Here is a 10025-nt window from a genome sequence, read left to right on the forward strand (position 1 = left end):
TTCTACAAAAAAGATAGAAGACTGGGAGAGTTGAACGAAAAAATCAAGAGAAAAGCTCACGTAAAGCAAAGCTTTTCTCTTGATTTTTTAGAAAGAGGAACATTTACTGAATATCCCTAATTACTAGTACTTTTGATATGACAATAACTATGTAGCCAAAGTTTTATGTGTTTTAGGTAAAACTTCCTCTTTTCTTGCCGTACTTTGGGAGCCGCATATTTATTATTTATAAGCTTGGCATAGTGCATTGCTTGGGTGTAATCTCCTATATGTTTATATTCGCTATACAGTTGATGATAATATTTATTTAAAGCATGATAATATGATTCTGTAGGTGAGAGCTTAAATTTTTTAATATAAAAAGAGGTAATGTCAATAGTTGATAAAATGAACTTTTCATTTTTGATTATATCTTTGGAATGACTTGCTGATTCTTCTAGTATCCGATATACACTAGTAACTTCCGGAATAAATTTTATTTTATAATGGTAATTTATCCATAGCCACATAGGATAGTCTCCCATAAGCCAGTTCTTTTTTTGCGGTTCTATGTCATCTATATATTCTATCATGGCTTGTGTTCTTATGCAAGTGGTTAGTGCTGGTATCCGGTTATATGTAAGTAAATCGTAATACTCATTATATTCTTCCCCAAATAGATATTCTTCTATTTTCATCTTACTTTGGTTATATACTTGGCTAAGTGTATAGACCATTCCGTAGTCGGGATTCTTTTCTAAAAAATCTACTTGTTTCTGCAGTTTGAGTGGATCTGTCCAATAATCATCCCCTTCGCATAACGCTACATATTTTCCTCGAATTGCTTGGTTTACAATTCGCGCTAACGAGCCATCATGTTTAGAGTATTGATTTTCTGTCTCCAAAATAGCATGAATATTAGAATATTTCTCGGCATATTCACGAATAATCTCTGCCGTTTTATCCGTAGAGGCATCATCGTGTATTATTATCTCAAATGGGAAATTTGTTTTTTGCATAACAAATCCATCTAGACATTGGCGAATGTACTGTTCATGATTATAGGTCAAACATCTGATACTGGCAAGTGGAAGCGTATTTCTCATTTTTCTTAAAGTAAATTATTGATTATAATTTTCCATTCCCATTTTCCCATAAAGAGGGTGGAAATAAAAATATAATCTAGTAAGTGTTAATATTTAGTTTCAACAATAAAGGAAAAATTATTGTGGATACAAAAGTTGGTAATTTCTGCGGGTTATATTTTTTAGCTACATAGTGTAGTCTTTATTTTCTCCCCATAGTTTTTTGAATGGCTGGGTTTCCATATCCTTTTTAAAATCCAGTAGATAGTCTTTCCAACTGTATTGGGGAATATATTGTAATTGTTTTATTGTCTTGCTGATATCTAATACAAATTGTTGGGAACTTCTTTTTTCAGGACAATGGATAATAGGTGATGGATGTTCTTTAGGAGAGAAAACTTCTACTATTCCTTGAATTCTTTCTTTTAAAGTTGAACCACCACTTCCTGCGTTGTAAATACCACCGTCAAGAGGGGATTCCACACATTTATCTATTATTTGTAAGAAATCCTTAATACAAATAGTCTCTAGTAACCGCTCAGGATCTCCCCACATTTCTATTGGCTCCCCTTTAATTGCTTGTTGTATCAAATATCGGTCTGAAATAAGGCATTTTACCCCATCTGTGTAAGTATATGGGTTAGGGTGAAACATATATATTCGAGGAAGACGTAAAATAAAGCGTTTGATTCCATACATATGATAATAATGCTCGATTAAATCAACTGCTGCCATTTTAGCTATGACGTATATTGCATGGTCACCTGTCATTGGGGCCTTGCGTATGGCATCGGGAGATATAGGAATTTTACTCCCAAATAAATAGCTGATATCAAATAGAGATTGCGGAAATATAATTTTGTGCGCACCACATTGCCGGGTATATTCCAGAACATTAAGGGTTCCTTTGGCAATAGAGTCTATATATTTATGTGGAGTGTATCCTTCCATAGTGGCGGGAAGTGCACCGGCAAAGTGCAATACTGTATTGATACCTGATTGAGGAAGCCGACTAAATTGCTCCATATTTTCTATGTCCAACGAGTAATATGGGACATTATAGTCTCCGAAAAAGCCATTGTCTGATTTTCTATGTCCAACAGCATATACCTGATAGCCTTTTTGCTGCAAATGAGTGGTTATGTGGGCTCCAAGCGTTCCTGTTGCGCCAAATACAATTACTTTTTTATTCATATATGTTGATTTTTATTTTTTTAAGATACATGGATTCGCTGGTCTGCTTGATATATGATATATCCGGAACGGTCTTGCGACTTTTTAAGTTCCTGTAAGGGACCTTTATCAATATGATATTTGACAGCCCACTCTGCATTTTTATTGTTTTCAATAAATGCTCTTATATAAGATACTTCTTTACTCAAAAAATAAACTCCGGAACATTTGTGAAAAGACCACTTGGGGATATTAAACTCACCAAGTGCGACTTCTATCATGCCTTTTACATAATCATATCCTGTGCTTAATTTTACTAAATCATATGAGATAAAATCTCCTCCACCACGAGCACCAACTTCAATGAAAAAAATATTTCCATTTTGATCTATCTTGAACTCTGTATGTGAAGCGCCGTTATTAATTCCAATAGCGTTTAATATATTGCAAGTCGCATATTTAAGTTTTTCCTGAATATCGAGAGAAAGAGTAGAAGGTTGGTGGTGAGCTGTTTCGACGAAATAGGGGGCCCCGGTTGTTTCTTTATCCGTGATAGTTAAAACGTAATGCTTACTATGGAATGAAATAGATTCGACAGAGACCTCTTTGCCTTCTATATATTCTTCAATCAGTATACAATTGGCAAGAGAAGCTTGCGAAGCCCTGTTTAGTGCTTGTGTGAGATCTTCTCTTTTATTGACTTTGGTGACTCCGTTACTGCATGAACCGTCTATAGGTTTGACTATTACCGGATAAAATGAGGGTAGGTATCCGGATTGATAAAGTGTGTAAGTAGGTTGTTGGCAAGCTTTTTGATGGGATACCTTCTCACGCATCTGAAACTTATTGCGTGCATTTAATGCTACTTCATAAGGGATTCCGTTTAAATCAAGGAGTTCTGCTACATACGCTGCAGTAGGAACTGCAATCTCTAATGCGTTGGAAATAATTCCATTTATTTTTTCTTTTTGACAAATTGCTGCAATCTGTTCTTTATCAACAATAGATATATCATAATAATGATCTGCATAGTTTTTGCAATAGGCTCCTTGGCTCCATGCAAAACAGTACGTTTCAAGCCCCATTTCTTTTGCTTTCAGAAATAACGGAAGATGAGGCTCACTTGCTCCAAGTATAGCAATTTTTTTCATCTTATTCAGTAATGATTTTTACCCACGAGTTGATACACGACATCATTTTATGTTGCTGTTGTTCGTTATTGAAACTTACTACTAATGTTCCTATGGCGTCATTTGCCCCATTAAATGAATGAATAAGGTCGCCAGGCTGAACCCATAAGTCTGTTTCGATAATATGGTTTTCCTTCATATTCTGTTCTATTTGGATATCCTTGAATATTCCTGTCTTGTCCGCATGCAGAATGATTTCAGACCAATAACCGTTGTAAACACAAGGAGCTATAGGGGGGATTATTTCCCCAACGGCTGCACGTACGGCATTTTTTATAAGATCGGTTTCTGTTGCATAACGTAGCATTTCTGATAGGCGATTGCCACCTCCACGAGGGGAAACTTCCATGATATAGGCTTTTCCGTCTGTTCCAACTCGTGTTTCTATATTATATATTGAAGTGTTCATATGTAACAATTGTAGCAATCGTTGTACTTCAGAAGATAAAAATTCCCGGTTTCTATCAAGCATTGAAGAAGGCCAACTGTAGGCGGAGGGAGTATAAGGATTGGTAGCTTTATTATCAAAATATTGGTCGGAAAAGGAGATGAATTTTAACTCTCCATTTATCGAGAATGCATCGGAATCCGACGAATATCCTTGTTGTTCAATAAATTCTTCAACAATAAAACGATGAGAAAAGGAATTTTTCAAAGCATGTGTTATAGCCTTTTCTAGATCAGTGGTTTTATCTATTCGGGAGACTCCTTTACTACCGGCAGAATCAACAGGTTTTACAATAATAGGCCATTGAAATGATTCTATGTCGGATAATGCTTCTTCTATACTATTATAACCACGAGATTTCGGAGTATTAAATCCGTTCTTTTCAAGGAAGCTCCGGAAAAGAGCTTTGTTTTGTAGGATTTGTACAGAGGTATATGGGTTACCGGGCAACCCTAGTTTGTCACAGACATATGCGGCAGTTAAAACTCCGGGATCTACTGCAAAAGACATTATGCCGTTAATCTTTAATTCTTTGGCTAATTCCAATACAGCATTTTTATCTGTGATACTTATATTGTGATATTCATCTGCATATTTGTGAGCTACGTTATGAGGCAGGTAGTCGCATGTAATTACATAGTATCCTAATTCATGAGCAGCTTGGATAACAGGAATTAAATACCTCAGTCCACCTAACATCAAAATTTTTTTCTGGTTGTTAGCCATTGTTCATTATAAGTTTTAATATACGTTCAATATCATTTTCTTTTAAAGCATGGTGCATGGGCAGGCAAATAACTTTATTGGCCATTTCTGTTGCAATAGGTAAATTTTCAGGTTTGGCTGATTCTAATCCGCGATATGTTGAAAATGTACTGATGAGTGGATAAAAATAGCGCCTTCCCCATATGTTGTGTTCCTTCATTTTTATGTAGAGTTCATCTCTTGTCATTCCATAAATATTTTCGTTTATAAAAATAGGAAAGTAAGAATAGTTGTGGCGGACTTCTGGCATATCCTCAAAAAATGTCACTCCCGGAACAGTTGCTAGTATCTCACGATATTGGATGGCAGTTTGTCGGCGTTTAGAAATTGCCTGATCTACAATTTTAAGATTTAGTAGTCCGAAAGCAGCGCGTACTTCATCCATTTTGCTGTTGATACCGGGAGCTACTACTTCTGTCTCATTGGCAAATCCAAAATTCTTTAAATAGTCAATTCTTTTTTTTGTTTGTTCATCATGCATAATGAGAGCTCCGCCTTCCAAGGTGTTAAATACTTTAGTGGCGTGGAAACTTAGTGTTGACATGTTACCTGCTTTCAGAATACTTTCTCCATTAACTTCTACTCCAAAAGCGTGCGCTGCATCATAAATGACTTTAAGCCCATACTTGTCGGCTATTTCTTGAATTCTTTTTGTATTGCATGGTTTGCCGTATACATGTACAGGCATGATGGCTGTTGTCCGGGGAGTTATGGCTGCTTCAATTTTATCAGGATCTAGATTGCAGGTTGTAGGCTCGATATCAACGAATACAGGTTTGATTCCATTCCACCAAAGAGCATGTGTGGTGGCAACAAAACTGAAAGGGGTTGTAATGACTTCGCCTGTTATACGCATTGCTTGTAGAGCGGTAATTAAAGGTAATGTGCCATTGGTAAATAAAGACAGATAGGGTACCTTTAAATAAGTAGCAAGCTCTTTTTCTAATTTTTTGTGGAAAGAGCCGTTGTTTGTCAAAATTGCACTTTCCCAGATTTCTTTTAAAGAGGATGAAAAATCATCTAAAGAAGGTAACAAGGGAGAAGTTACATATATAGGGGGCTCTGTCATTGTGTTATAGTATTTAATATTGGATATTATATTTTCGCAAATATAGTCAGATTATTGTATTTATCAAAATGTATTTTTTAATTAATATATCTATTTCCTTTTTTGAAATAAGACATATATAAGTTGAATAAATAATTTTTGAAAAATTAGGCGTACATTGGATGTTGGCTGACTTTGCAAAAGAATATAAAAAACGGATTCATCACCAGTATCTAAAAACTGGGAGAGGAACGTCCGAGACTGCAGTACAAAAGTACTATAATTATGGGATACAACAAAATATTCTTTGAAAAAAGTTTTTTCTAACAAAAGGATGGAACGATATTTCAAGCTTTATCCACAAGATGAAGCTAGAGCCATATTGCACTACCAATGTAATTTATGTTTGGCTGAGTCCTTTTATGTTAGCTTATCTGTGTTTGAGGTAACTTTACGCAATGCTTTGAGCCGTGAACTCGAAATGATGACAGGGCGGCAGGATTGGTATGCTGTATTCCCGAATACACCCGGATTGACCAACTTGAACAGATATATTACCCAAGCCAATAAACAGATTGCGGGTCGACACGAAAGTGCTACACCTTCAAAAATAATAGCGGAATTGACCTTAGGATTTTGGGTGTCGCTTCTGAATAGTGAGTATGAAAGAATATTGTGGAAAGACTTGCGAAGAGCTTTTCCGTTTATGCTCAAAAAGCAGAGGCAGCGTAAGAATGTATCTGCACTACTGAACACCTTTTGAACTTTTCGCAACCGAGTATTTCATAATGAATCAATTTGCTGGAACTTACAGCGGGTAGAGGAAATACATCAAGAAATGCTCACCGTAATGGGGTGGATAAACAAAGATGTTCCTATATGGATACAACAAGTTGACCGTTTTCAAGAGGTATGCAAAGGAATACGGGATACGATGGGATGGAGGTAAACATACATAGAGAATGAGTGGCTTGTTTATAATATCCTGACAATATTTTATTGTCAGGATATTAGACATAAATATTGAAAGATAGTTCAGTCTTCAATTTCTTCTTCAGACAATCCTGTTGTTTGAATGATCGTATTAATCGGTACTCCTGCGGACTTTAGTTTGCGGGCAATCTCGAATTGCTTCATTTTGGCACCTTCTATTTTGCCTTCCTCCCTACCTTCTGCTCTTCCTTCCGCTTTACCTTCAATCCATCCCGTGGTGATTACGCTTTTTTGATATCGTATAGCCTCCATATCTCTGTAATAGCTCTGCTTCTCTTTCTCATTCAGGCGATCGATCCTTAGACGTTCTCTGGCTTCCGGCAGTCCTTTCGCTGTGTCGGTATTTTTTATTTCTCCGGTTTTAAGGAATCGTACCCACTCGTCGAGTGGAGTACGGGCTATCTGATCAAATTCGTTGACTTTCAGGACGTAGTATTCTGGAAATATATCACCGGCTTCTTTTCCGACAAATAACTCTTTTTGACGGACGGATAACTGTAAAACATCCTCTGGAACTTGTAGACCACGGAAGAATGTTTTTCCATAATATACATAATCTTTACCCTGACCTAAGTCAAAATATACGATGTTGATGGAATAAACTTTGCGTACATTACTGTAGGCATCTCCTAATCCGATATAGTCTGTAATGGCTTTGGATACCCCGTAAAGCATTCGGTGAAAATAATCTAATTCACGATTATTCTGTATCTCTATAATTAGTAGTTCTCCATTCGTGTCTTCTGCAAGCATATCTACACGATTGAACTTGTCTACGGAATCATTCTGGTTACCTTCGCTTTCAAGGAACTTGTTGATACGAATATCTTCCTTGAGCAATGTGCTGAGAAAGCCTTCAAGTACGACATAATTGGCCTTATCCCGTAACAGACGTTTCATGGCCCAGTCAAAATGTATATAATTGTTTGGCATGGCTTCGTCTCCTTTGTCTGTATAACCCCAAAACAAGAAATGATGGATACGCTTTATAGGTCAGGATTGTCTTTCCGCGAATACCTTGCCATTTCGTATGGTTATCATTTACCAGTTTATTCTTTGGAAGATATACTGAAACATAAAGTGGATTTTCCTTATGCCGAGGTGCGTCCTATTTTGCTGTTTAAGGAGTATTTACAGCATGGTTATTACCCTTTCTTTCAAGAAAAGGGATATTTGCTCCGTTTGTAAAGTAGCATTAAGCAGACTTTGGAAAATGATATACCGATTTTTGCGAATATGAATATAGCGACAGCATTAAAGTTGAAAAGACTGTTATATATCATAGCGAAAAGTGTTCCGTTTAAATCAAATTTTACCAAGTTGGCGACTTTGCTTGATATGAATAGAAATACGGTTTCCGATTTGATGTGTTATCTGGAAAAGGCTGGGATAATTAATCAGCTTCGGGCAGAGGCGGAAGCTGTCAGACTTTTAGGCAAAGTGGACAAGGTGTATCTGAATAATACGAATTTGGCTTATGCGCTTTCTGACAATACACCGGATATTGGTAATGTGCGCGAAACGTTTTTCTTTTCTGCTTTGCGAGTTGTTTGTCCGGTAACTACATCGAATGTTTCTGATTTTACGATAGGTGGTTATACCTTTGAAGTAGGTGGAAAGAATAAATCGCAGAAGCAGGTGCATGATGTGGAGAATGCGTATGTTGTGAAAGACGATATTGAGTACGGAATGCGTAATGTGGTTCCTCTCTGGGCATTTGCTTATTTCTACGCTTGAAACCTACTTTCAAGGAAAGCGGGAACTCTTTGAAGGCTGATTCATACTAGATGCATTTTGATTCTTCATCTCTCATATCTCTCATAAATTAACATAATCCTTTAATTTACAACAAACTATATTATGAGAGATGCAGAAATCTAAAGTATCTCTCATACTTTTCTCCTGCATCTCTCATAGATTTCCGATTTATCTCTCATAATATCCTGTAGCCGGAACGTAGATGGGCTGTGTCGGTTTTCCGATATTTTTCAACTTGCCTTCCGCTTTCAACCGACGGAGTTGCCGTGCCGCCATGCTTTGGGTGAATTCACAAAGCGATTGCATTCTGGAGCGTGTCAAGGCGACATTGGTTACAAAATATTCCGTCAATTTATTATCTATTTCTTCTTGGGAAAGGGAAGCGGAGTGTGGTTTGTATTTTGAGCGTCGCACATGAGTAGCTATACATGAATTTCTTAGATCTCTATCGGCTTGGAAGCGAATGGACTTAAATTTCACTTTATCAGCACGTGTGCCGAGCGAATGTACCGGTTCGGTTGTTTGCAAAGTGATTTGAAAATAACCGATTCCGTCTAAATGTACTCTTTCTCCTTCGCGGAGATGATTTCCCATGCATCTGCTCAATTCCATTAACATAGCTTCTACTTCTGATTTTCCGAAAGTAGTTGCCTGATGAATTTCCATTGCCAACCTTTGAGAAGTGACATGCTGAAAATTAACCACTCTTGGGTGGTAACTTGGTTCTTCCCCTTCTTTTTCCGGTTGGGGATTCTTGTAAAACTCGAATTGTATTGCCATTTCTGTTTTGATTTAATGGTGATTTATATGTCAGGCTACTTATGTTGTTGGCATATCTTGCCTTTGTTTTCGGATAATTCTACGGCATTATAATCGTTCCACTCTAGTGAATGGTTCTGTGCACTATTGTGAACGGTACTGTTCACTAGAGTAGACGGATCTGATCACTGGAGTGGAACGGTTGCAATGCTTCATCAAAGATACGACATTTGGAGCTGGAAAACAAGAGATTAGTCAGTTGTTTTCATATAAAATACTGTAAGTTGTTTTGTGGAATACAGCTTGTTGGGAGAAGGAGGGGGGAGGAAGTATGAGAGATACGGATGGAAAACATGAGAGATGGTGAAGAAAAATATGAGAGATGCTAGTCTTGGAAACATCTCTCATAATATAGTTTGTTGTAAATTAGAGGATTATGTTAATTTATGAGAGATATGAGAGATGAGGTACGAGATTTCTTGTTAGTATGCTGGGTAAGCGTCTCGGCGATGCCGTCCCCCCCCCTCAAAAAATAGAAGTAGCATCTCCTCTTTATGTTTCGATCCTACTTCTATTTTCTTTCCATTTGTCCGGCAATAAATTTCTATATACCTTTATGTCCGTATTTGGTGGTAGCTTTGCCGCTTTATTGATTACCTCCGTGATATATTCGAAGGTATTTATTCCCTGCATTCTGCATGAACAGGCCAGCGAATAAAATAAGGCACCTCTTTCCGCCCCCTTATGGCTTCCAAAGAAAAGGGAATTTCTTCTGGACAGTGATATATATCGGTTGTACCGCTCGACCAAATTATTGTCCAAGTAGT

11 protein-coding genes are annotated in these 10025 nt (G+C 37.1%); 3 read left to right on the top strand and 8 right to left on the bottom strand.

Translation table 11 applies throughout. The annotated features are described in order from the left end of the window. Window positions 1–116 precede the first annotated feature (116 nt). The 5 genes from H8S63_RS19140 to H8S63_RS19160 all read right to left on the bottom strand — a co-directional run bounded on the left by H8S63_RS19140 (window position 117) and on the right by H8S63_RS19160 (window position 5709). Window positions 117–1085 carry a glycosyltransferase gene (locus H8S63_RS19140; RefSeq protein WP_186927661.1) on the bottom strand — a complete coding sequence of 323 codons (969 nt, stop codon included), beginning with the start codon at window positions 1083–1085 and terminating at the stop codon, window positions 117–119. A 165-nt stretch (window positions 1086–1250) separates the two neighbouring features. Beyond that, window positions 1251–2258, bottom strand: a complete 1008-nt coding sequence (locus H8S63_RS19145; protein WP_186927662.1) for an NAD(P)-dependent oxidoreductase — start codon at window positions 2256–2258, stop codon at window positions 1251–1253. 20 nt (window positions 2259–2278) lie between these two features. Beyond that, window positions 2279–3388 (bottom strand): acetyl-CoA carboxylase biotin carboxylase subunit family protein, encoded by a 1110-nt coding sequence (locus H8S63_RS19150; protein WP_186927663.1) that lies wholly within the window; start codon window positions 3386–3388, stop codon window positions 2279–2281. Between the two features lies 1 nt (window position 3389). Continuing rightward, window positions 3390–4601 carry an acetyl-CoA carboxylase biotin carboxylase subunit family protein gene (locus H8S63_RS19155; RefSeq protein WP_186927664.1) on the bottom strand — a complete coding sequence of 404 codons (1212 nt, stop codon included), beginning with the start codon at window positions 4599–4601 and terminating at the stop codon, window positions 3390–3392. Next, complete coding sequence (locus tag H8S63_RS19160; protein ID WP_186927665.1) at window positions 4594–5709, bottom strand: DegT/DnrJ/EryC1/StrS aminotransferase family protein; 1116 nt, start codon at window positions 5707–5709, stop codon at window positions 4594–4596. The genes H8S63_RS19155 and H8S63_RS19160 overlap by 8 nt, the downstream gene beginning before the upstream one ends. 313 nt (window positions 5710–6022) lie before the next feature. Between H8S63_RS19160 and H8S63_RS19165 the strand changes: the two genes are divergently transcribed. Next, on the top strand, window positions 6023–6451 hold the full coding sequence (locus H8S63_RS19165; protein WP_229102237.1) for a hypothetical protein: 429 nt from the start codon (window positions 6023–6025) through the stop codon (window positions 6449–6451). A gap of 272 nt (window positions 6452–6723) precedes the next feature. Here H8S63_RS19165 and H8S63_RS19170 read toward each other — a convergent pair whose 3' ends face one another. Continuing rightward, on the bottom strand, window positions 6724–7614 hold the full coding sequence (locus H8S63_RS19170; protein ID WP_186927666.1) for a PD-(D/E)XK nuclease family transposase: 891 nt from the start codon (window positions 7612–7614) through the stop codon (window positions 6724–6726). Between the two features lie 39 nt (window positions 7615–7653). Here H8S63_RS19170 and H8S63_RS20240 point away from each other — a divergent pair, with 39 nt between their 5' ends. Together H8S63_RS20240 and H8S63_RS19175 are read left to right on the top strand one after the other, a co-directional pair. Next, window positions 7654–7869 (top strand): hypothetical protein, encoded by a 216-nt coding sequence (locus H8S63_RS20240; protein WP_255467687.1) that lies wholly within the window; start codon window positions 7654–7656, stop codon window positions 7867–7869. Between the two features lie 48 nt (window positions 7870–7917). Further along, entirely contained in the window at window positions 7918–8418 is a 501-nt protein-coding gene (locus H8S63_RS19175) for a hypothetical protein (RefSeq protein WP_255467688.1), read from the top strand. A 189-nt stretch (window positions 8419–8607) separates the two neighbouring features. Here H8S63_RS19175 and H8S63_RS19180 read toward each other — a convergent pair whose 3' ends face one another. Together H8S63_RS19180 and H8S63_RS19185 are read right to left on the bottom strand one after the other, a co-directional pair. After that, window positions 8608–9219, bottom strand: coding sequence for an HU family DNA-binding protein (locus H8S63_RS19180; RefSeq protein WP_186927667.1), 612 nt, complete (start codon window positions 9217–9219; stop codon window positions 8608–8610). A gap of 531 nt (window positions 9220–9750) precedes the next feature. After that, window positions 9751–10025: transposase (locus H8S63_RS19185; protein WP_186927668.1), on the bottom strand; the 275-nt coding region annotated here is incomplete at its 5' end.

The sequence above is a fragment of the Bacteroides sp. NSJ-39 genome (genome assembly GCF_014287315.1).
GTDB classification, from domain to species: domain Bacteria; phylum Bacteroidota; class Bacteroidia; order Bacteroidales; family Bacteroidaceae; genus Bacteroides; species Bacteroides finegoldii.